At 73.2% G+C, this 21,032-nt stretch carries 20 protein-coding genes and 1 tRNA gene; 11 read left to right on the top strand and 10 right to left on the bottom strand.

The features are described from left to right. Positions 1-116: 116 nt before the first annotated feature. Both QWJ13_RS22600 and QWJ13_RS22595 read right to left on the bottom strand, forming a co-directional pair. Positions 117-986 carry a carbon-nitrogen hydrolase family protein gene (locus QWJ13_RS22600; protein ID WP_316526646.1) on the bottom strand — a complete coding sequence of 290 codons (870 nt, stop codon included), beginning with the start codon at positions 984-986 and terminating at the stop codon, positions 117-119. 71 nt (positions 987-1,057) lie between these two features. Further along, positions 1,058-1,825, bottom strand: coding sequence for a phosphatase PAP2 family protein (locus QWJ13_RS22595; protein WP_316526645.1), 768 nt, complete (start codon positions 1,823-1,825; stop codon positions 1,058-1,060). A 423-nt stretch (positions 1,826-2,248) separates the two neighbouring features. Here QWJ13_RS22595 and QWJ13_RS22590 point away from each other — a divergent pair, with 423 nt between their 5' ends. Next, the gene (locus QWJ13_RS22590; protein ID WP_316526644.1) at positions 2,249-3,223 is read left to right on the top strand and encodes a sigma-70 family RNA polymerase sigma factor; all 975 of its coding nucleotides are present in this window, start codon (positions 2,249-2,251) and stop codon (positions 3,221-3,223) included. 148 nt (positions 3,224-3,371) lie between these two features. Then, the gene (locus QWJ13_RS22585) at positions 3,372-3,605 is read left to right on the top strand and encodes a hypothetical protein (protein WP_316526642.1); all 234 of its coding nucleotides are present in this window, start codon (positions 3,372-3,374) and stop codon (positions 3,603-3,605) included. Positions 3,606-3,655: 50 nt separating this feature from the next. Here the strand turns inward: QWJ13_RS22585 and mscL are convergent, their stop codons facing one another. The 5 genes from mscL to QWJ13_RS22560 all read right to left on the bottom strand — a co-directional run bounded on the left by mscL (position 3,656) and on the right by QWJ13_RS22560 (position 8,318). Further along, positions 3,656-4,075 (bottom strand): large conductance mechanosensitive channel protein MscL, encoded by a 420-nt coding sequence (gene mscL, locus QWJ13_RS22580; protein ID WP_316526640.1) that lies wholly within the window; start codon positions 4,073-4,075, stop codon positions 3,656-3,658. A 30-nt stretch (positions 4,076-4,105) separates the two neighbouring features. Further along, positions 4,106-4,378 (bottom strand): hypothetical protein, encoded by a 273-nt coding sequence (locus QWJ13_RS22575; RefSeq protein WP_316526639.1) that lies wholly within the window; start codon positions 4,376-4,378, stop codon positions 4,106-4,108. 313 nt (positions 4,379-4,691) lie between these two features. Then, positions 4,692-4,997: an FmdB family zinc ribbon protein gene (locus QWJ13_RS22570; RefSeq protein ID WP_316526637.1), complete on the bottom strand. Its 306-nt coding sequence runs from the start codon at positions 4,995-4,997 to the stop codon at positions 4,692-4,694. A 126-nt stretch (positions 4,998-5,123) separates the two neighbouring features. Further along, complete coding sequence (locus QWJ13_RS22565; RefSeq protein WP_349256228.1) at positions 5,124-6,383, bottom strand: MFS transporter; 1,260 nt, start codon at positions 6,381-6,383, stop codon at positions 5,124-5,126. Positions 6,384-6,833: 450 nt separating this feature from the next. Next, positions 6,834-8,318: a potassium/proton antiporter gene (locus QWJ13_RS22560; RefSeq protein WP_316526635.1), complete on the bottom strand. Its 1,485-nt coding sequence runs from the start codon at positions 8,316-8,318 to the stop codon at positions 6,834-6,836. Between the two features lie 288 nt (positions 8,319-8,606). On the opposite strand from QWJ13_RS22560, the gene QWJ13_RS22555 reads away from it, so the two are divergent. Beyond that, positions 8,607-11,324, top strand: a complete 2,718-nt coding sequence (locus QWJ13_RS22555; protein ID WP_316526634.1) for a penicillin acylase family protein — start codon at positions 8,607-8,609, stop codon at positions 11,322-11,324. 65 nt (positions 11,325-11,389) lie between these two features. Here QWJ13_RS22555 and QWJ13_RS22550 read toward each other — a convergent pair whose 3' ends face one another. Next, positions 11,390-11,995 (bottom strand): 5-formyltetrahydrofolate cyclo-ligase, encoded by a 606-nt coding sequence (locus QWJ13_RS22550; RefSeq protein WP_316526632.1) that lies wholly within the window; start codon positions 11,993-11,995, stop codon positions 11,390-11,392. A gap of 62 nt (positions 11,996-12,057) precedes the next feature. Here QWJ13_RS22550 and QWJ13_RS22545 point away from each other — a divergent pair, with 62 nt between their 5' ends. The 8 genes from QWJ13_RS22545 to QWJ13_RS22510 all read left to right on the top strand — a co-directional run bounded on the left by QWJ13_RS22545 (position 12,058) and on the right by QWJ13_RS22510 (position 18,510). Continuing rightward, positions 12,058-12,978: a GGDEF domain-containing protein gene (locus QWJ13_RS22545; protein ID WP_316526631.1), complete on the top strand. Its 921-nt coding sequence runs from the start codon at positions 12,058-12,060 to the stop codon at positions 12,976-12,978. 51 nt (positions 12,979-13,029) lie between these two features. After that, complete coding sequence (galU, locus tag QWJ13_RS22540; protein WP_316526630.1) at positions 13,030-13,950, top strand: UTP--glucose-1-phosphate uridylyltransferase GalU; 921 nt, start codon at positions 13,030-13,032, stop codon at positions 13,948-13,950. Positions 13,951-13,972: 22 nt separating this feature from the next. Further along, positions 13,973-15,310, top strand: coding sequence for a molybdotransferase-like divisome protein Glp (gene glp / locus QWJ13_RS22535; RefSeq protein ID WP_316526629.1), 1,338 nt, complete (start codon positions 13,973-13,975; stop codon positions 15,308-15,310). A gap of 244 nt (positions 15,311-15,554) precedes the next feature. Beyond that, a complete protein-coding gene (moaC, locus tag QWJ13_RS22530; RefSeq protein WP_316526723.1) occupies positions 15,555-15,995 on the top strand; it encodes a cyclic pyranopterin monophosphate synthase MoaC in 441 nt (146 codons plus the stop codon). Then, a complete protein-coding gene (locus tag QWJ13_RS22525) occupies positions 15,992-16,519 on the top strand; it encodes a MogA/MoaB family molybdenum cofactor biosynthesis protein (RefSeq protein WP_316526628.1) in 528 nt (175 codons plus the stop codon). Before moaC ends, QWJ13_RS22525 begins: the two co-directional genes overlap by 4 nt. Positions 16,520-16,557: 38 nt before the next feature. Further along, entirely contained in the window at positions 16,558-17,142 is a 585-nt protein-coding gene (locus tag QWJ13_RS22520) for a GNAT family N-acetyltransferase (protein ID WP_432277575.1), read from the top strand. A gap of 150 nt (positions 17,143-17,292) precedes the next feature. Further along, entirely contained in the window at positions 17,293-18,321 is a 1,029-nt protein-coding gene (gene sepX / locus QWJ13_RS22515; RefSeq protein WP_316526627.1) for a divisome protein SepX/GlpR, read from the top strand. A gap of 115 nt (positions 18,322-18,436) precedes the next feature. Next, a tRNA-Ala gene (locus QWJ13_RS22510) sits at positions 18,437-18,510 on the top strand. 224 nt (positions 18,511-18,734) lie between these two features. Here QWJ13_RS22510 and QWJ13_RS22505 read toward each other — a convergent pair. Together QWJ13_RS22505 and QWJ13_RS22500 are read right to left on the bottom strand one after the other, a co-directional pair. After that, positions 18,735-19,607 (bottom strand): peptidase, encoded by an 873-nt coding sequence (locus QWJ13_RS22505; RefSeq protein WP_316526626.1) that lies wholly within the window; start codon positions 19,605-19,607, stop codon positions 18,735-18,737. Positions 19,608-19,609: 2 nt separating this feature from the next. Further along, positions 19,610-20,938, bottom strand: coding sequence for a VWA domain-containing protein (locus tag QWJ13_RS22500; RefSeq protein ID WP_316526625.1), 1,329 nt, complete (start codon positions 20,936-20,938; stop codon positions 19,610-19,612). Positions 20,939-21,032: the final 94 nt, after the last annotated feature.

Here is a 21,032-nt window from a genome sequence, read left to right as displayed (position 1 = left end):
GTGAGGCGGCCCCGAGGGCCGTGTGTGGCCGTCTCGGGAGGCGGGTCTCGGGCTGCGACCCGCCCGCCCCCACGCCGCCGTGCTCTCGGCCCGTGGGGGCGGCCCCGCCGACGGGCTCAGGACAGGGTGGAACGGGTTCGCGGGGTGGCGGGTCGGCCGATGGTGAGGGCGAGGTCGGCGAGGAGGGGTTCGGTCTCGCGGGTGCTGCGCAGGAGGGCGGGGTCGAGGTCGGCGATGACGAGTTCGCGCCGGTCCTCGCTCGCCTCGGCGATCAGCCGGCCGTCCGGGCCCCAGACCGCGCTGCCGCCGCAGGCGTGCCAGCCGCCGGTGTGGCCGATGTGGTTGGCGAGCACCGTGTAGAAGGTGTTGTCGAGCGCGCGGGCCGGGAACCAGGTGCGGGACTCGTGGTGGCCGTGGCCCATGCTGAACAGCGCGCCGACCAGGTAGGCGTGGCAGCCGTCGAGGGCGGCGGCCCGGGCGTGCTCGGGGAAGCCGGAGTCGTAGCAGATGCCGAGTCCGAGCCGCCAGCCGTCCAGCTCCACCGTGCAGCCGGCCGTTCCGGGGCGGTAGTGGTCGCGTTCGGTCCTGGTCGGGTGCTGCTTGTCGTAGCGGGTGACGAGGCCGCCGTCCGGGCCGAGGACGAGGGCGGAGATGCGCAGGTCGTCGCCGTCCTGGACGGCGGCGCCGAGGATCGCGGCGGTGCCGGTCTCGCGGCAGGCCTCGGCGATCGGCGCGAGGCGCGGATCGCCCGGCCGGACGGCGTACTTGACGGGGTCGGTGCTGATCAGCTCGGGCTCGTAGCCGGAGAGGAACTTCTCCGCGAACAGCACCAGGCGGGCGCCGGCCCGGGCTGCCTCGCGGATCAGCCCGGCGGCCTGGGCGGCGTTGGCGGGGATGTCGCCGGCCACGGCCTGGGCCTGGACGGTGGCGATCCGCAGCGGGCGCTCGGGGTGATCGGCGGGCGCGGCGGCAGGGGTGTCGGACATGGCCGTCACGCTAGCGGAGCCGGGGAACGGGGCCGGGAAACGGGGGCCGGGAAACGGCGGCCGGGAACGGCTCAGTGGACGGTCTCGTCGGTCCGGCCGCCCGACACGATGACCCGCTGGACCCGGGGCCTGGTACGCCAGTTGACCCGCCGTACGTCCCGGGCGAGGGCGCCGGGGCGCCACAGCTGGATCGCGGCGGTCACGGAGCCCAGCACCATCCCGGCGGCCAGCCAGCCGGCCAGGACGTCGCTGGGCCAGTGCACCCCGAGGGCGACCCGGGTCCAGCCGATGGTGAGCACGGTCGCGGCCGCCACCAGGCAGGCGGCGGTCCGGCCGCGCCGGTGGACCCGGTACCAGAGCAGGCCGACCAGGACGGCGCAGGTGATCGCCGAGGCCATGGCGTGCCCGGAGGGGAAGGCCGGGCCGCCGGCGTGCGAGACCGGATCGGTGAAGGAGGGGCGGCCGCGGTCGAAGGCCAGCTTCAGCGCCCATTGGGCGCCCCAGCCGACCAGGGTCTGGGCGGCCACCCAGCCGGCCAGCACCCGGGCGCCGATCAGCCAGAGCCACCCGGCGGCGATCCCGAGCAGCGTACGCATCGTGACGGTGCCGCCGATGTCCGAGAGGGTCTGCACCGCGGCGGTCCAGGCCCGGTGGTCCCGGGCGTAGAGGTGCAGTTCGCCGATCCACTCCTGGTCGAAGCGGGTCAGCGGGAGCCAGTGGCCGGTGACCAGGCTTGCCAGGAGGCCGAACAGCGCGGCACAGCCCAGCGCGAGCGCGGCGTCCCGAAGGAGACTGCGATGACGCGCAGTGACGATGGTCGTGCTGTTGGTCAGGTGCATGGCTGACACCTTCCCAGTGTCCCGCGCCGAGCAAGAGCCGCAGTGATAGCGATTTCGCATCGTTTGTGAGGAGGACCTGCGTACGTCGGGGTGCGGACGCGGGCGACGGGCGGGCGTCGGGGGAACGTCCGGGGCCCTTCGCGGGTTCAACGGATGGGCGGCGAGCGCGTGTGGGTCGAGTGAAGAAGACGCTCCCCGGGCGGTCGCCCGTCGGCACGAGATGTGCCCGGTCGGTCACGGACTGTCCGAAAGTGCGGTGAAATTCGGCAGGATACTGCATCGCCGGGAAGAATCTGAGCGACTTGGGAATGTTGTCCGGAATCTGGTCGTTGGATCGTTACGTGTGAGCCCCCAGGGGCCCGCATTTCTTGCCCTCGCGGGGCAGGCAGGCAGACCTCGGCAACACCAGCAAAGGGAGCAAGCATGGCCACCCGTGCCGTCGTTCGCGACAGGGCCGACCGGAGTCGCGCGGCCCGCCCGACCAATCTCGAAGCCGACCGCGACCTGGTCGGCATGTACCTCGACGAGATCGCCAGGACACCCCTGCTCGATGCTGCCGAGGAGGTCGAGCTCTCCCTGCGGATCGAGGCCGGCGTGTACGCCCAGCACCTGCTGGAGGAGGAGGGCGGACTTCCCGACGGCGTCACGCGCGAGGAGCTGGAGGCGATAGCCGCCGACGCCGAGCGCGCCAAGGACGTCTTCATCCGCTCCAACCTCCGGCTCGTCGTTGCCGTCGCCCGGCGCTACCCGCGCAGCGGCCTGCCCCTGCTGGACCTCATCCAGGAGGGCAACGCGGGCCTGGTGCGCGCCGTCGAGAAGTTCGACTACGCCAAGGGCTTCAAGTTCTCCACGTACGCGACGTGGTGGATCCGGCAGGCGATCACCCGGTCCATCGCCGACCAGTCCCGCACCATCCGGCTGCCCGTGCACCTGGTGGAGGAGCTGGGGCGGATCCGGCGGGTGCAGCGGGAGAAGTCCAAGGAGCTGGGCCGCGAGGCGGAGCCGGCCGAGATCGCGGCCGAGCTGGACACCACCGAGGCCCGGATCAAGGACGTGCTGGACTGGGCGCGCGACCCGGTCAGCCTCAACATGTCGGTGGACGACGAGGGTGAGACCCAGTTCGGGGACCTCGTCGAGGACACCGGGGCCACGTCCCCCGAGGACGCCGTGATGGTCATGCTCCGCCGCGAGGAGCTGGACGACCTGATCGGGCGGTTGGACGACCGCACGGCCTCGATCATCCGCTCCCGCTACGGGATGGAGGACGGCCGCGAGCGCACCCTCACCGAGGTGGGCAAGCAGCACGGCCTCACCCGTGAGCGGATCCGCCAGATCGAGAAGCACGCGCTGGCCGAGCTGAAGAAGATCGCCGACCACGCGGGCTTCGAGGCCGCCTGACAGCCAGGCCGAGCCTTGCCGGCCCAGCGGCCGAGCCCCTCACACGGGCCCCGGCGCGGAACGCTCCGCACCGGGGCCCGAGGCGTGCCCCGGGGCTCTTAGGCTGGAGGAGCTGGAGGAGAAGGGACGAGCGGACGGAGTGGACAGCGTGAGTGAGCAGGGACAGGGGCAGGACCAGGACCAGGGGCAGGACCGGGGCCAGGCGCGGGAGCCGCGGAAGGACGCGGCCGCCAAGGCCCGGCTGGTCTTCCGGGACCCGTTCGACCAGCAGTCCAAGGACGACACCGACTCCGGCTGGGGCGAGCGCCCCGGGGCGGGGGAGAGCGGTGGGCGGGGGCTGGACTGGTACCTGAGCCAGCGCCCGCCGCACCACGGGGACTGAGGGACGGGAACGGGGACGGTGCTGGGGACGGGACGGATGGCGCCCGTCGGTCAGCGCAGCGGCGCGACGAGCGCGTCGCGGATCTCGGTCAGCAGTTGGACCTCCTTGGCCTCGGCCTCCGCCGCCTCCTCGGCGACGGTCTTGCGGTGCGCGGCCAGCCTGTTCATGGGCAGGATCAGGGCGAAGTAGACGACGGCCGCGGTGATCAGGAACTGGAGCGCGGCGCTGAGCACCGACCCCCACAGGATGAGGATTCCGGACGTGACCTCACCGGTCGGGCTGACCCCGCAGGGCCCCTTGAGGCAGGAGCTGTAGGTCGCGAGGTCCTTCGGCCCGAACGCGCCGACGATCGGATTGATCACGCCCTTGACGAAGGCGTTGACGATGTTGGTGAAAGCCGCGCCGATGACCACGGCCACGGCGAGTTCGACGACATTTCCACGCAGCAGGAATTCCTTGAAGCCCTTCATGCCGCCTCGAACGACGAAGGCGCATTCCGGTTACGGGTGATCTTCCGCAGGCCCGGACTGACAACCCGTCCGGCCCAGCGCGCCCCCCGAGGGCGGCGGCAGCCCGGCCCGCGCCGGCCCCAGTGCCAGCGCCGCCGCCACCGCGAGCAGCACCAGCGCGGGCGCCCCGGCCCGCCGCCGCACCGCACTGCGCCAGCGGTGCCACCCGCCGCAGCCTCGCCGGATCGGGGGGAAGCTCGGCAGCTCCTGGGTGGGCGGCACGGTGGGCGCGGGCAGGGGGAGGGAGAAGCTCACGGCCGTCATCGAGGACCTCCGAGGTGTCGGCGACCCGGCCCCTCGTGGACCGGATGACCCCCACGATGGGCGTTCCCGGCGAACTCGGAAAGCCCTTTCCCCAGGCCTGTGGACAACTCGGCCCTGTGGATAACTTCGTACACCCGCAGGAGTTGCTCCGGCCTGTTCGAGTTGACGGCAGGCCTCGTGGCCGCCCCCCCGGCAGGCACCACCCATCGACCCCCGGCGGGCATGCGGAAAGGCCCGCCGCCCCCGCGCGAAAGCGGGGCCGACGGGCCTTCCCGTGGTCTGCGGAGCGCCGGGACGCTGCCCGGCGCCGACGTCAGCTCGCGGCCGGAGCCGGGCTGGACGAGGCCGAGGAGCCGGAGCCCGACGACGTCGAGGTGGTGGACGAGGAGGACGGCGTCGAAGAGGTCGACGACGACCCGGCGCCCACCGAGCTGCTGGAGGAGGAGCGGCTGTCGGTCCGGTAGAAGCCGGAGCCCTTGAACACGACGCCCACGGCCGAGAAGACCTTGCGGAGCCGTCCCTGGCAGTCGGGGCACGTGGTCAGCGCCTCGTCGGTGAACTTCTGCACCGCCTCCAGGCCGTGGCCGCACTCGGTGCACTGGTACTGGTACGTGGGCACTTGTCTTCCTCCTGGCACTCTCGCCTGATGAGTGCTAACGATGGTCAATGATGCGGTATTCCGCGGGATCAGTCCAGCGACTCCGGTGTGAGATGGGCCGGGACCGGCCGTCGCGGAGCCTTCCGCTCAGCCGTTGGCCGCGCCGACCAGTGGCTCCACGCCACCGCGCGCCACGGAACCGGCGCCCGAACCGGAGCCGGCCCGAGGCGCCGCCAGCAGGTGCCGCAGCGAGACCAGCGCGACCAGCCCCAGCCCGGCGCCGACCACCGGCACCAGGAACCCGGTCGAGGGCCCGTGCCCGTCGATCAGCCGGCCCGCCGCCATCGAGCCGACCGCCAGCCCCAGCCCGATCGCGCCGGTCAGCCAGGTGAAGGCCTCGGTCTTGGCCCCGTCCGCGACCAGCGTCTCGACCAGGGTGTAGCCGCTGATCAGGGTCGGCGCGATGGCCAGCCCGCAGACCAGCCCGGCGACGGTCAGCGCGATCAGGTTGGGCATCGCCCACAGCGTCGAGCAGCCCAGCACCAGCAGCGCGTAGCTGATCAGCATCCGCTGCTGCACCGACCGCCGCCAGGCGATCACGCCGTACAGCACGCCGGCCAGCATCGAGCCGCCGGCGAAGATCCCGTACACGGTGCCGCCGGCCGCGTGCTGCCCGACCTCGTCCGCGAAGGCGTTCACCGAGACCTGCATGCCGCCGAACACCGAGCCGACCCCGAGGAAGGCCCCGGCCAGCAGCCGGACGCCGGGGGAGGCGAGCGCGGAGGCGCGCTTGGTGCCGGGCTGCGGCACGATCCGGGCCGGGGCGGTGCGCCGCTGGGCGGCGAAGGCCAGGCCGCCGACCAGGGTCAGCGAGGCCTCGGCGACCAGGGCAGTGGCCGGGTTGACGAGGGCGGCGATGCCGGAGGCCAGGATCGGGCCGATCACGAAGGTGAACTCGTCCGTCACGGACTCGAAGGCGAACGCGGTGCCCACCCGGGCCGCGGTGGTGTCGGAGGCGCCGTCCGCGGAGAACGTGGCCACCCAGCGGGCCCGGACCATCGCACCGACCTGCGGCACGCTGGCCCCGGCCGGGACGGCCGCCAGGCACAGGCTCCAGACCGGCGCGTGGCCGAGGGCCAGCGCGATCAGCGTGCCGACCGAGACGGCGTGCACCAGGACGGTCGGGACGAGCACCGCGGCCTGGCCGTAGCGGTCGGCGAGCCGCCCGGTCTGCGGCCCGATCAGGGCCTGGGCGACGGCGGCGACCGCGGTGACCGTACCGGCGGTGCCGTACGAGCCGTGGGTCTGGGTGACGAGCAGCAGGATGCCCATGCTGAGCATCGCGTAGGGCAGCCGCGCGACGAGGGCGGGGGCGAGGAACGTCCACGCCCCCGGCGTGCGCAGCAGCTCGCCGTACCCGACGCGGGCGGGGGCCGGAGCCGTACCGGTGGCCTCGGGGGCCGGAGCCGTACGGGCAGCCTCAAGGGCCGGAGCTGCGATGGTGTCGACCGCGGAGTCCGCGGCGGTGTCGACCGTTCGGCGCGCCGTCACGGTCGGTCCTTCCTGCTGCCTGGTAGCGCGGCAGGGCATGGTGGAGCCCCGACGGCGCCGAGAGTCGTCCTCTCGCGCGTCGACCGGGGTAGATACCGGGTCGGTCCGGCGTGCTCGCCGGGGGCCGGACCGCGGCCGCCGAGCGGTCGCGCCAACTCTGCTTCAGGCAGATGCTGGGGTGGTCTAGCGGTGGTCATACGGTATTTCGGACCAGCATACAGGGGGCGACCAGCATGCGGTTACGCGCGTAGATAGCGAAAGGGCCCGGCGGGGAGGAGAACCCCGCCGGACCCCGGCGTCACGCCGTCACCGCCCGTTCAGCCACCCGGCGAGCTTGCCGCCCTTGTCCACGGCCCGCAGTCGTCGCTCCGCGGCCTCGCCGACCTCGTCCGTGGTGACCACCAGCAGCTCGTCCCCGCCGCGCAGCACCGTCGCCTTGTCCGGTACGAAGGAGCTCCCCTCGCGCACCACCAGGGTGACCGCCGCCCCCTTGGGCAGCCGCAGCTCGCTGACCTCCACGCCCGACATCCGCGAGGTGGGGGAGATCGCGATCGACAGCAGGTGCCCGTGCAGCTTCTCCAGCGGCGCGGACTCGATGTCCAGGTCCTGGCCCATCGCGCCCTCGCCGATCTTCAGCCGCTTGGCCACCCACGGCAGGGTCGGCCCCTGGAGCAGGGTGAAGACGACGACCAGGATGAAGACGATGTTGAAGACGTCCTCGGCCTTGTGGGCGCCGGACACCACCGGGATGGTGGCCAGCACGATGGGCACCGCCCCGCGCAGCCCGGCCCAGCTCAGCAGCGCCTGCTCGCGGGGCGGCACCTTGAACGGGGTCAGCGAGACCATCACCGACAGCGGCCGGGCCAGGAAGACCAGCACCCCGCCGATGACCAGCGCGGGCACCACCGCGTCGCCCATGCTCTCGGGCGTGACGAGCAGGCCGAGCAGCACGAACATGCCGATCTGTCCGATCCAGGCCAGCCCGTCGGCGAAGCCCCGGACGGCCGGGCCGTGCGGCAGCTTGGAGTTCCCGAGCACCACCGCGCAGATGTAGACGGCGAGGAAGCCGGAGCCGTGCAGCAGGGCGCCGCCGGCGTACGCGAGCACGGTGAGCGCCATCACGGCGATCGGGTAGAGGCCCGAGGAGGGCAGCGCGACGTGCTTGAGCCCGTAGGCGCCTATCTTGCCGACGGCGAGGCCTATCACCGCGCCGATCGCCAGCTCGGCGAGGATCGTGCCGAGCAGTACGTACCAGGAGTCCAGCTCCCCGGTGGTGGCGAAGGCGACGACCAGGATGACCACGGGCGCGTCGTTGAAGCCGGACTCGGCCTCCAGCAGGCCGGTGAGCCGGTGCGGCAGCGGGACCATCCGCAGCACCGAGAAGACGGCGGCCGCGTCGGTCGAGGAGACGATGGCGCCCAGCAGCAGTGAGGTCCGCCAGTCCAGGCCGACCAGCCAGTGCGCGCCGGCGGCGGTGGCGAAGACGCTGACGCCGACGCCGACGGTGGCGAGCACGGTCGCGGCCGGCATCACCGGCTTGATCTCGCGCCAGCTGGTCTTGAGGCCGCCCTCGGCCAGGATCACCACGAGCGCCGCGTAGCCGAGCACCTGGGTGAGCTCGGCGTTGTTGAAGGTGACGCCGAGCCCGTTCTGGCCCAGTGCCACGCCGATCCCCAGATAGATCAGCAGGCTGGGCAGCCCTGATCGGGTGGAGAGGCGGACGGCACCCACCGCGAACAGCAGGATCACGGAGGACTCAAGGAGGAGCTGGTTCAGGTGGGAGACGTTCACGCAGGGGCACCTCGGGCAGGCGGGGGCGGGCGGGGTGTCTGGTGGTGCTGTGGGCTGATCCGTCGAGAGGCTGATCCGTCGAAGGGCCGGCCCGTCGAAAGGCCGACGCGTTAAGAAGGCGTCAATACTCTCCTTGTGGATCGTTACGCAGTCTAACATTTTGCCATATCTTTAGCTTGGTCCCCCGTTCACGGTGCCCGGCCGTCTCGGCCTAATGTGGTGCCCTGCCGGGGTCGCAGGCCCTGGACACGCCCCGCCCGCCCCGAAGTCAGGACCGCAAGGACCCAGATGCCCCGCTCGAAGAAGTTCCGGCGCGCCCGTCTGATCGTGATCGTGCTGGTCGTGCTGCTGGTGGCCGGCGCCGGCTACGGCGGCTACCGCGGGGTCTCCGCGGTCCGCGCCTCCTTCCCGGAGGTCGACGGCAGCGTCAAGGTGGCGGGCCTGACCGCGCCCGTCGACGTCAAGCGGGACGCCAACGGCATCCCGCAGCTGTACGCCGACACCGCCGAGGACCTGTTCCGCGCCCAGGGTTACGTCCAGGCGCAGGACCGTTTCTGGGAGATGGACGTCCGCCGGCACATCACCGCCGGCCGGCTCTCCGAGATGTTCGGCGACAGCCAGGTCGACAACGACGCCTTCATCCGCACCATGGGCTGGCGGCAGGTGGCGCAGAAGGAGTTCGACACCAAGCTGTCGCCGGAGACCAAGAAGTACCTCCAGGCCTACTCGGACGGCGTGAACGCCTGGCTCTCCGAGCACCCCGGCGGCTCCAAGGCCTCGCTGGAGTACTCGCTGCTCGGCGTCGTCAACGGCGGCTACCAGCCCGAGCAGTGGACCCCGGTCGACTCGGTGGCCTGGCTCAAGGCGATGGCCTGGAACCTCTCCGGGAACCTCCAGGAGGAGATCGACCGCTCGCTGCTGGCCCAGGACTTCGGCCCGGACAAGATCGCCGAGCTGTACCCGGACTACCCGTACGCCCGCAACGGCACCATCGTGAAGACCGGCACCGTGGCGGGCGACAGCTACCGCCCCGCCGACGGCTCCCCGCAGCCCGGCGCGGCCCCCGGCACCGCCACCGCGCAGGGCGCGGCCACCACCAAGGCGATGCTCCAGGGGCTGACCGACCGGATCGACGGGATGCCGCAGCTGCTCGGCCGCCCCGGCCAGGGCATCGGCTCCAACTCCTGGGTGGTGGCCGGCTCGCACACCACCACCGGCAAGCCGCTGCTGGCCAACGACCCGCACCTCGGCCCCGGCCTGCCCTCGGTCTGGTACCAGATGGGCCTGCACTGCCGGACCACCTCCCCGGCCTGCCAGTTCGACGTCTCCGGCTTCACCTTCGCGGGCATGCCCGGCGTGGTGATCGGCCACAACAAGGACATCGCCTGGGGCTTCACCAACCTCGGCGCCGACGTCACCGACCTCTTCCTGGAGAAGGTCACCGGCCCGGACACCTACCAGGTGGACGGCAAGGACGAGAAGTTCGAGCTCCGCAAGGAGACCATCAAGGTCGCCGGCGGCGAGGACCGCACCATCACCGTCCGCACCACCAAGACCGGCGCCCCGCTCATCTCCGACCAGAGCACCGAGCAGCAGAACGTCGGCAAGTACGCCCCCAACGGCACCTCCGCCCCCGACCGCGGCACCGGCGGCTACGGCGTCGCCCTCCAGTGGACGGCGCTCAGCCCCGGCAAGACCATGGACGCCGTCTTCGAGCTGGACAAGGCGAAGAACTGGGACGAGTTCCGCAACGCCGCCAAGGACTTCACCGTCCCCGCGCAGAACCTGATCTACGCCGACGCCAAGAACATCGGCTACCAGGCCCCGGGCGCCATCCCGGTCCGCGGCAAGGGCGACGGCACCCTCCCCGCGCCGGGCTGGGACTCCACCTACCAGTGGAAGGACCCGATCCCCTTCAACGCCCTGCCGTGGAGCCTCAACCCCTCGGCCGGCTACATCGTCACCGCCAACCAGGCCGTGGTGGACCCGAGCTACAAGTACAACCTGACCAAGGACTGGGAGTACGGCACCCGGGCCAAGGAGATCACCGACCAGATCGAGGGCCTGCTCAAGAACAACGGCAAGATCTCGCCGGACGACATGCAGACCCTCCAGCTGGACAACACCAGCGTGATGGCCAAGACGCTGGTCCCGCTGCTGCTCAAGCAGCCGGTCAGCGACCCGTACGTGCGCGAGGCCCAGGACCTGCTGAAGGACTGGAACTTCCACCAGGACGCCGACTCCGCCGCCGCCGCGTACTACAACGGCGTCTGGCGCCAGCTGCTGATCCTGGCCTTCGGCCAGAAGTTCCCGGCCGACCTGCGGGCCAAGGACAACTGCCTGCTGGTCCGCCAGCAGGACGACCCGACCAAGCCGGACAGCGCCACCAAGATCGTCACCGAGTGCGGCACCCGCGACCCGGGCAAGGCCCAGCCGGACGGCGGCGACCGCTGGACCGAGGTGGTGCGCCAGCAGCTGGAGAAGCCCGACAGCGCGTGGTGGACGTACATCGACGACCAGCACAAGGAGCAGAAGGGCCTGGACAACCTGCTCCAGGAGGCGATGAAGAACGCCCGCCAGGAGCTGACCTCGCTGCTCAGCAAGGACGTCTCCACCTGGAGCTGGGGCCGGCTGCACAAGCTGGAGCTGCGTGAGCAGACCCTCGGCACGGACGACTCCTCGATCGCCTCCGGCGCGGTGCACAAGCTGCTCAACCGCGGCCCGTACCGGCTCTCCGGCGGCTCGGCGGCGGTCGACGCGGCCGGCTGGAACGCGGCGGCCGGCTACCAGGTGGACTGGATCCCGTCGATGCGCATGGTGGTCGACCTGAACGACCTCGACGCCTCGCGCTGGGTCAACGTCGGCGGCGCCTCCGGCCACGCCTTCCACGACAACTACAACGACCAGACCGAGGTCTGGCTCAAGGGCAAGCTGCTGACCTGGGCCTACTCCCCGGACGCGGTCGAGAAGGCCACCAAGCACAAGCTGGTGCTCACCACCGGCTGACCCCGGTACGGCCTGGCAGCCGGCGGCCCCGTTCCCCTCCGAGGGGAGCGGGGCCGCTGCCGCGTTCAGCCGAGCCCGCGCACCCCCGAGGGCAGCACCGCGAGGTCCACCGGCCGGTCGTGCGGCTCGGCGGGCACCCGCTCCAGCAGCTCGTGCTCGTACAGCAGCACCGCCAGCACCGGCCGGGCGCCCGCCCGGGCCAGCCGCTCCAGCACCCGGTCGTAGCTGCCGCCGCCCCGGCCCAGCCGCAGCCCGGAGCCGTCCACCGCCAGGCCCGGCAGCAGCACCACGGCGGCCTCCGTCACCGCCTGCGGCCCGAGCCGGGGGCCGACCGGCTCCAGCAGCCCGCGCCCGGCCGGGGCCAGCGCGTCGGGGCCCGCGTACTCGGCCCAGTCCAGGTCGTTGTCCGCCAGCAGCACCGGCAGCAGCACCCGCACCCCGCGCGCCCGCAGCGCGTCCAGCAGTGGCCGCGTCCCGGGCTCGGCGCCCACCGAGACGTACGCGGCCACCGTGGCACCCGGGCCGGCCAGCTCCCCGGCGTGCCCGGCCAGCGCGTCGGCCGTCGCGGCCCGCTGCTCGGCGGTCAGCGCGCGGCGTTCCGCCAGCAGCCGTGTCCTCAGGCCGCTCTTCTCGTTGTCCATTCGATCGCTGTGCGTCCGATCGTCGTGCATCCGGTCCTCCTGGCTCCGCACCGTCGACGCGCAGAGCCTGACACGCGAAAGGGCGCCCCCCATTGACCACCCCGCTGCTGGTCCAGTCCCTGGCCGCCCTGAGCGTCCCCGCACTGGCCGGCGCCACCGTCCTCGGACTGCGCGGACGGCGGGAGCGGGCCGGGGCCACCGCCGGGGCCGAGCTGCTGCGCGGGCGGATCGCCGAGCTGGAGGAGCAGTGCGCCGAACTGGAGCGCACCGCCTCCTGCGACCCGCTCACCGGGGTGTGGAACTACCGCCACCTCCAGCTCACCCTGGACCGGGAGATCGAACGGGCCCGCCGGGCCGAGCACACCGAGCAGGCCGAAGGGCCGCGCCCGCTGGCCGTGCTGATGCTCGCCATCAACGGCTTCGACGCGGTCGTCGCCGAGCACGGCCGGGCCCGGGCGGGCGCGGTGCTGCGCGACCTCGCCCAGCGGCTGGCGATGGAGATCCGCCGGGCCGACACCCTCGGCCGTTACGGCGGCGAGGACTTCCTGGTCGTGCTGCCGGACACCGGCGTGGAGGGCGCCGCCCAGGTCGCCGAGCGGCTGGTCTGGTCGGTCCGACGGCACCTGCTGCTGGACTGGTCCTCCGGCCCGCGCGAGTCCCGCCCCGCCGCAGGCAACGGCCTCACCGCCGCCTGCGGCATCGCCGTCCTGCCCGAGGACGGCACCCACGCCGCCGTCCTGTTGCGCGCCGCCGACACCGCGCTCGCCGCGGCCCGGGCGGCCGGCGGCGACTGCTGGCGGCTCTCCGTCGAACGCCCCGGGGAGTCGGAACGCCCCCGAACCGACCGCTCCGAGCAGGCCGCCCAGGGCCCCGGCGGCCGTCCTGACGCCGAACCCGGCCGTTCGGGAAAGCCCGGTAGTCTGTCGGCCTGTGCCGGCCGGAACCCCCTCGACCAGCCGGTCGCGACCCATACGGCCGCCACTGCGGCCGGGCCCCGCGACGTGCTGTCCTAGCCGTCCCCCGGCGCTCGGTCGGGCGAAAACGTGCCTGAGTAAGGTAAACGCATGACGACGACCAACTCCCGAGTTCCGGTAACCAAGGCCGTGGTACCCGCGGCCGGACTGGGCACCCGCTTCCTCCCGGCGACCAAGGCCACCCCGAAGGAGATGCTCCCGGTCGTCGACAAGCCGGCGATCCAGTACGTCGTCGAGGAGGCCTCCGCGGCCGGCCTCTCCGACATACTGATGGTCACCGGGCGCAACAAGCGGGCCCTGGAAGACCACTTCGACCGCGCGTACGAGCTGGAGGAGCTGCTGGTCCGCAAGGGCGACGAGCAGCGCCTGGCCCGGGTCCGCGAGTCCGTCGAGCTGGCCAACATGCACTACGTCCGCCAGGGCGACCCCAAGGGCCTCGGCCACGCCGTCTCGGTCGCCGAGCAGCACGTCGCCGGCCAGCCCTTCGCCGTCCTGCTCGGTGACGACCTGATCGACCCGCGCGACCCGCTGCTCTCCCGGATGATCGAGGTGCAGCAGGAGCTCGGCGGCTCGGTCGTCGCCCTCATGGAGGTCGACCCGGCCCAGATCCACCTCTACGGCTGCGCCGCCGTCAAGGCGAACGGCTTCGGCGAGGACGTCTTCCAGGTGACCGACCTGGTCGAGAAGCCCGAGCCCGGCGAGGCCCCGTCCAACTACGCCGTGATCGGCCGCTACGTCCTCGACCCGCTGGTCTTCGACGTGCTGCGGGAGACCCCGCCCGGCCGCGGCGGCGAGATCCAGCTCACCGACGCCCTGCGCGAGCTGACCACCCGCGAGGCGGCGGACGGCGGCCAGGTGCACGGCGTGCTCTTCAAGGGCCGCCGCTACGACACCGGCGACCGCGCCGACTACCTGCGCGCTATCGTCCGACTGGCCGCCGAACGCGAGGACCTGGGCCCGGAGTTCCGCTCCTGGCTGCGGGAGTTCGTCGGCACCGAGATGCAGGACTGACACGACAGAGAGCGAGCCGCCGATGACCGGGTCCACCGAGCACAGCACCACGCCCAGCGCCTGCTGCGACGCCGGAGCGGACCCGGCCCCGGCGGCCGGGCGCCTGTGGACGGTGGACGAGCACCTCGCCGACGTGCTGGCCGCGGTCGGACCGCTGCCCGCGATCGAGCTCCGGCTGCTCGACGCCCAGGGCTGCCGGCTCGACGAGGACGTGATCGCCGACGGCGACCTGCCGCCCTTCGACAACAGCTCGATGGACGGCTACGCGGTCCGCACCGCCGATACCGAGGGCGCCACCGACACCTACCCGTCGGTGCTCTCGGTGGTCGGCGACATCGCCGCCGGCGCCGGTGAGCTGCCCAAGGTCGGCCCCGGCCAGGCCGCCCGGATCATGACCGGCGCCCCGATGCCGCCCGGCGCCCTGGCGGTCGCCCCGGTCGAGTGGACCGACGGCGGCACCGGCACCGGGGTGGCCGCCGCCGCGATGACCCCGCCCGTCCCGGACGAGGAGGTCCGCGTCCTGCGCCCGGTCGCCGAGGGCGCGCACATCCGCCGCCGGGGCAGCGACGTCGCGGCCGGCACCAAGGTTCTGGAGGCCGGCACCCGGCTCGGCCCCGCCCAGCTCGGCCTGGTCGCCGCGATCGGGCGGGCCACCGTGAAGGTCCGCCCGCGTCCGAGGGTCGTGGTGCTGTCCACCGGCAGCGAGCTGGTCCAGCCCGGCGAGCCGGTCGGCCCCGGGCAGATCGCCGACTCCAACAGCTTCACCCTCACCGCGGCCGCCCAGGAGGCCGGCGCCATCGCCTACCGGGTCGGCGCCGTCCCGGACGACGCCGACCGGCTGCGCGCCGTCCTGGAGGACCAGCTCGGCCGGGCCGACCTGATCGTCACCAGCGGCGGGGTCAGCGTCGGCGCGTACGACGTGGTCAAGGAGGTCTTCGGGTCCTACGGGGGCGTCGACTTCCGCAAGCTGCGGATGCAGCCCGGCAAGCCGCAGGGCTTCGGCCGGATCGGCGGCGCGGCCGGGGTGCCGCTGCTCGCCCTGCCGGGCAACCCGGTGAGCGCGTACATCTCCTTCGAGCTCTTCGTCCGCCCGGTCATCCGCACCATGCTCGGCGCCGCCGACGTGCACCGCCCGGTCGTCCGCGCGCTCTGCCCGGCGGCGCTGCGCTCCCCGGCCGGCCGCCGCCAGTTCCTGCGCGGCCGGTACTCGGCGGCGGACGGCACGGTCGAGCCGGTGGGCGGCGCCGGATCGCACCTGGTCGGCGCGCTGGCCCGGGCGAACTGCCTGATCACCGTCCCCGAGGACGTCACCGCACTGCCCGCCGGCAGCGAGGTGGACGTGGTGTTGCTGGACTCGTGAACCTCCAGCGAGCCGCCCCGAGCCGAAGGGCGCTCCGCCGCCGAAAGGGAGAAGCGACGGAGTGACGAAGGAGCGACGGAGCGCCGACCGTCGGCGGCGGGTCCCGGGCGCCCGGAGGCGAGCGGGCGAGTGACAGGAGGGTACGGTAGCGCGGTATTCGACCTGCGCGCCCCTGGAGTTACCCGTGACGACACCTCCCCCCGGCGACCGCCTCACCCACATCGACGACCAGGGCGCGGCCCGGATGGTCGACGTCTCCGAGAAGGCCACCACGGCGCGCACCGCCGTGGCGGCCGGCCGGGTGCGGGTGTCCCCGCAGGTGGTCGAGCTGCTGCGCGGCGAGGGCGTGCCCAAGGGCGACGCCCTCGCGGTGGCCCGGATCGCCGGGATCATGGGCGCCAAGAAGACCCCCGACCTGATCCCGCTCTGCCACCCGATCGCGGTCTCCGGCGTCAAGGTCGACCTCGCCGTCGCGGACGACGCGGTCGAGATCACCGCCACCGTGAGGACCGCCGACCGCACCGGTGTCGAGATGGAGGCGCTGACCGCCGTGGCGGTGGCCGGGCTGACCGTCATCGACATGGTCAAGGCGGTGGACAAGGGCGCCACGATCGAGTCCGTCCGGGTGCTGACCAAGACCGGCGGCAAGAGCGGCGACTGGTTCGCCCCGGGGGTGGACGCGTGAGCGGGAGGCAGACGCCGGCCGGGAGGGCGCTGGCCGTCACCGTCTCCAACCGGGCCTCGGCCGGGGTGTACGAGGACAAGGGCGGCCCGCTGCTGGTGGCCGGCCTGACCGCGATGGGCTTCACCGCGGACGGCCCCCGGGTCGTCCCGGACGGCGAGCCGGTGGAGGCCGTGCTGCGCGAGGCCGTCGCGGCCGGCTACGACGTGGTGCTGACCACCGGCGGCACCGGCATCTCGCCGACGGACCTCACCCCCGAGATGACCGCCCGGGTGATCGACCGCCAGGTCCCCGGCATCGCCGAGGCCATCCGCGCGTACGGCCGGGAGAAGGTGCCGACCTCGGCGCTCTCCCGCGGGCTCGCCGGGCTCGCCGGACGTACCCTGATCGTCAACCTGCCGGGCTCGACCGGCGGCGTCAAGGACGGCCTGGCCGTCCTGGAGCCGCTGCTCGCCCACGCCGTCGACCAGCTCGGCGGCGGGGACCACCCCCGGCCCGACGCCCCAGCGACCGGGAGTGCGCACTGAACGCCGGCTGGCCGGTAGAGCTCCACGAGGGGGACGTCGTGCTCCGCCCGATCCGGGCCCGCGACCAGCGCGAGTGGCAGGAGGTGAGCCTGCGCAACCGGGACTGGCTGCGCCGCTGGGAGGCCACCGTGCCGCCCGGCCCGGCCGGCCAGGCCGCCGGCCCCCGGCCGACGTACCGGCAGATGGTCCGCTTCCTGCGCGGCGAGGCGTCGGCCGGCCGGATGCTGCCCTTCGTCGTGGTCCACAAGGGCCGCCTGGTCGGCCAGTTGACCGTCGGCGGGATCACCTGGGGGTCGATGTGCTCGGCGAACATCGGCTACTGGGTGGACGAGGAGGTGGCCGGCCGGGGCATCATCCCGACCGCCGTGGCGCTCGCGGTGAACTACTGCTTCCACACGCTCGGACTGCACCGGATCGAGGTCTGCATCCGCCCGGAGAACGGCCCGAGCCGACGGGTGGTGGAAAAGCTCGGCTTCCGCTCGGAGGGAATCCGTCCGCGCTATCTCCACATCGACGGCGACTGGCGCGACCACCTCGTCTACGCGTTGACGGCGGAGGAGGTTCCGGAAGGGGTGCTGGCCCGCTGGCGGGCACTCAGTTCCGGCCGTCGGCCGAATAATTGAATATATGTTCGAATGAAATATCGATATGGCATCGCCGTGGCACCGGATCACCACAAATGCCAGCAAAATAGTCGGAGAATCAGCTTGATCACACGACACGCCGCGCCAAATTGCTGCCAGGCCTTCCCCAGCGCCCGTACGGTGTGAATCGTGAGCAGTAGCGGCCTTATCTACGCCGTCATCGTAGGGGCCTGGGCCGCCTATCTGGTGCCGATGTGGCTCCGTAGGCAGGACGAACTCAACGAGGCACGCCCGACGGAACGCTTCAGCACCGCCATCCGCCTGCTGGCGGGGCGTTCGGCGCTGGAGCGGCGGGCAGCCCGGGCCCTGGGCGACGAACCGCATGACGACGAGCAGAGCAACGACGGTCCTCCCGAACGGGACGAGGCCGCCTCCGGCGAACCCGCGCGGGAGCCCGAACCCCCGGCGCAGCGGCCGGCCGAGCGGCCCGCCCCCGAGCGGCCGGCCGCCGAGCCGCGGGTCGCCGAGCCGCGGATCGGCGTCGAGCGCCGGGCACGGCTGCTGGCCCGCCGGCGCCGGATGGTGACGGCCCTCTTCCTGTCCTTCGCCCTCGGCGCGGTGGTCGCCGCGGTGGCCGGCCTGGCCTTCCTCTGGGTCCCGGCCGTCCCGGCGGTCCTCCTCACCCTGTACATCGGCCACCTGCGCAAGCTGGAGCGGCAGCGGTACGAGGTGAAGCTGGACCGGGTCCGGGCCGCCCAGGCGGCCGAGCGGCTGCGCAAGCGCGAGCAGCAGCGCGCCGCCGCGGCCCCGGAAGCCGCCCCGGCCGAGGCCCCCGACGCCGCGGAGCCCGCCCCGGCCCCGTCCGCCGGGCAGCGGGCCGGACGCCGGGCGCACCTGCGGCTGGCGGTCGATCCGGAGCAGGACACCGTCCTGGTGTCCTCCGCCTCCGCGGTGGCCGAGGCGACCGAACACGAGGAGTGGGTCGACGGCATGCGCGAGCGCGGCGCGGCCGGCCCGGACTCCTGGGAGCCGGTGCCCGTCCCGCTGCCGACCTATGTGACCGCGCCGGTGGCCCCCAGGGTCCCCCGCGGCCTCGACCGGCCGGCCCCGGGCCCCTGGGCCGCCGGGCGCCCCGCGGAGTCCCGCAAGACCCCGCTGTTCGACCAGTACGCCGAACCGCAGGACCCCGAGTCGCGCCCGCGCGCGGCCAACGAATGACCCCCGGGCCCGCCCGCGGCTCCCACCTGGGGGAGTCGCGGACGGGCCCGACCGGCACCGTGGTCGGGGGGTGGTCACGGACCACCTCCGAAAGGTGCTAAAGTTTCTTCTCGTTGGGGCTGTGGCGCAGTCCGGTAGCGCACCTCGTTCGCATCGAGGGGGTCAGGGGTTCGAATCCCCTCAGCTCCACCCAACGGATCGGCTCCGGCCGGTCGACGAAATCCCCCCGGGAGGCAACTCCCGGGGGGATTTCGCGTTTTGGGGCACCGGGATGGGTCCGATGCCGCCCGAGGGCCTAGTGTGTCGCGGATCACACCGCTGTTCCTGACGCCGCCCGGGTCCCCGGGCGCCCGGTGCCGGAGACGCCGGAGGGCCGGCCGGAACGGTGTCCGGCCGGCCCTCCGGGAGGTGGCTCAGGGGCGGTCGGAGCCGGTGTGGCTGCCGGTGGGGTGCGAGCCCTGGGACGGGACGGCGCCGTAGTGGCCCGGGCGGCGGCCGTGCGGGTGCCGGGTCAGGTTGTAGCCGAGGACACCGGCCAGGGCGGCGAGGAAGCCGCCGCCGATCGTCCAGTACCAGCGGCTGTTCCAGCCGGAGAACCAGCCGGTGTACCAGTGCTCCTCCGGCGTCACCGGGGCGGCCGCCTTGGCGGTGCTCGCGCCGCCGCCGGCCGGCGGGACCAGCGGGGCCTTCAGCTCGCCGCCCTCCGGCTGGGCGTTGTCGGCGTCGCCCTTGGCCGTGACGTGCAGCCGGACGGAGGAGGCCAGGCCGAGGTCCGGCTGGGGGACGTCGCTGACCGACAGCCGTACGTAGTAGGTGCCGGGCAGCGGGTCGCCGGACCACGGCTCGGCCCAGGTGCGGACCTCGCGCAGGGTGCAGTCCAGCGTCAGCGCGGTGGCGGCCTGCTCGGCGGTGGCGTTCTGGGTGCCGGCGGTGCACGCCTGGCGGCGGCGCAGCCCGTCGAAGACCTCGACGGACCAGGTCTGCGGGCCGTGCCGGTCGGCGGAGGGGGCCAGGTTGACGGTCAGGGCGATCGTCGGGGTCTGGCCCTCGGCGGCGCCGAACGCCCAGTACAGGTAGTCGCCGGTGGAGGCGGCGACGTTGGCGTCCTGGTGGGGCGAGAGGTTCACCGCGGTCAGGAAGGAGGTGCCGGCCTTGGTGGCCGGGGCCGGAGTGCCGCTCGCGCTGGCCGAGGGGGACGGCGAGGCGGCCGAGGCGGCCGGGGCGCCCAGGGCCAGGGCGGGCAGCAGGGCGAGGGCGGCGAGGGCGCCGCGAATCGTCGTACGCATGGTCAGTTCTCCCGCCAGACGGCGATCCGCCAACGCGCGATCCAGCCGAAGACCAGACCGAAGGCCAGGCCGGCCAGGGTGAGGGTGAGCAGCAGGATCCAGCCGCGGCCGAGGCCCATCGCGGCGCCCTCAGGGGCGGGCGAGGCGGAGGCCAGGTCGACGGTCAGCTCCAGCGGCAGGCCGGGGTCGGCCTGGACGCCGGCCTGCGGGGCCAGCGAGTTGCTGACGACCAGGCAGACGGTGGTCTCCGGCTTCTCCTTGGACTCCTTGGAGGTGGTGGGGCTGGTGGTGACGTAGCCCTTGGAGTCGTTCGTGGACCAGCGCAGGCCGGTGGAGACCACGTCGGTGCGGCCGCTGCCGGCGTCGGTGCCGCGGACCAGCTCCTGGCCGGTCGCGCTGGTGGCCTGGAGCAGCACCCCGTAGTCCCTGGCCACCGGGCGGTCGAGGGCGACGCTGACCGAGGCGCGCAGCTCCTGGCCGGACTTGACCGGGACCTTGTAGACGCGGTGCTCGGAGAACTTCTCGCGGTCGGTGTAGACGCCCGGGGCGAGCACCGGGGCGTTCTCGCACTTGTCGGTGCCGCTGGTCTTGACCGGGGTCACCGTGTAGGTGTCGTTGGAGCGGTCGACCAGCTGCTTCACCTTGTCGGTGAGCTGCTCCTGGGTGCGGACGTCGGTGTAGGTGCCGCCGGTCGCGTTGGCGATGCAGAGCAGCTGCTGGCGGGTCTTGTCGTCGTGGGCCAGGCCCAGGGTGTCGACCACCAGGTGGATGCCCTGGGAGGCGAGTTCGCGGGCGACGTCGCAGGGGTCGGGCGGGGTGCAGGTGTCCTCGCCGTCGGTGATCAGCACCACCCGGCGGGTGGTCTCGCCCTTGCCGAGGTCCTGGGCGGCGCCGCGCAGGGCCAGGCCGATCGGGGTGAAGCCGGTGGGCCGCAGGGTGGCGACGGCGGTCTTGGCCTCGACCTTGTCGGTCTTGCCGACCGGGTAGAGCTGCTTGGTGTCCTGGCAGCCCTGGGCCTTGTCGTTGCCGGGGTAGGTCGCGCCCAGGGTGCGGATGCCGAACTCGGTCTCCGGGGGCAGCGCGTCGATCACCTCGTTCAGCGACTGCTGGGCCACCGAGATGCGGCTCTTGCCCTGGATGTCCGCCTCCCGCATGGAGCCGCTGACGTCCAGGACGAGGTCGACCCGAGGGGCCTCCTTGGTCGTGGGAGCGGCCCCGGCTGAGGGTTCGTCGGCGTGGGCGGGCAGGCCGAGGAGCAGCGAGGCGCCCGATATCGCCAGGGCCGCCAGCAGGCTGCCGAGCCTGGTCTGTGGTCGTCGTCCGGTATTCACCCGTTGATCCTAGGGAGCATCAGTTCGCCATGGCGAAACGAGTCCGGATCGTGCCTCGATCCGCCCGGTGGTGAACTCCGGCGCACCGCACCGG

The sequence above is a fragment of the Kitasatospora brasiliensis genome, assembly GCF_032654805.1.
Classification (GTDB): domain Bacteria; phylum Actinomycetota; class Actinomycetes; order Streptomycetales; family Streptomycetaceae; genus Kitasatospora; species Kitasatospora brasiliensis.
This window is presented reverse-complemented; position numbering and strand designations above follow the sequence as displayed.